This window comes from Desulfogranum marinum, from assembly GCF_016918565.1.
Taxonomy (GTDB): Bacteria; Desulfobacterota; Desulfobulbia; order Desulfobulbales; family Desulfobulbaceae; genus Desulfogranum; species Desulfogranum marinum.
Window position 1 is genome coordinate 1 of record NZ_JAFFQD010000189.1, and the last position, 379, is coordinate 379.

The following is a 379-nucleotide window of genomic DNA, read 5'->3' on the forward strand; positions in this document are numbered from 1 at the left end:
CATCGAGTCGCTGCCGTTCCTGGAAGCGATCCGCCAGGTGCGCACCGAGCGTGGCCCGGAGAAGGCGCTGTTCATGCACCTCACCCTGGTGCCGTACATTGGCGCCGCCGGTGAGCTGAAGACCAAGCCGACCCAGCATTCGGTGAAGGAGCTGCGCTCGATCGGCATCCAGCCGGACGTGCTGCTGTGCCGCTCCGAGCAGGCGGTGCCGGATTCTGAGCGACGCAAGATCGCCCAGTTCACCAACGTTTCCGAGCGTGCCGTCATCAGCGTGCCGGACGTGGACGTGCTGTACCGCATTCCGTCGGGCCTGCATGCGCAGGGCCTGGACGAGATCGTGGTCAACCAGCTGAAGCTGGCTGACAAGGCCGGTCCGGTC

Annotated in this window: 1 pseudogene; it reads left to right on the forward strand. The window is 66.0% G+C overall.

Annotated features, from left to right (window positions below):
• Positions 1-379, forward strand: a pseudogene (gene pyrG, locus JWH17_RS23445) (CTP synthetase); the annotation flags it as partial.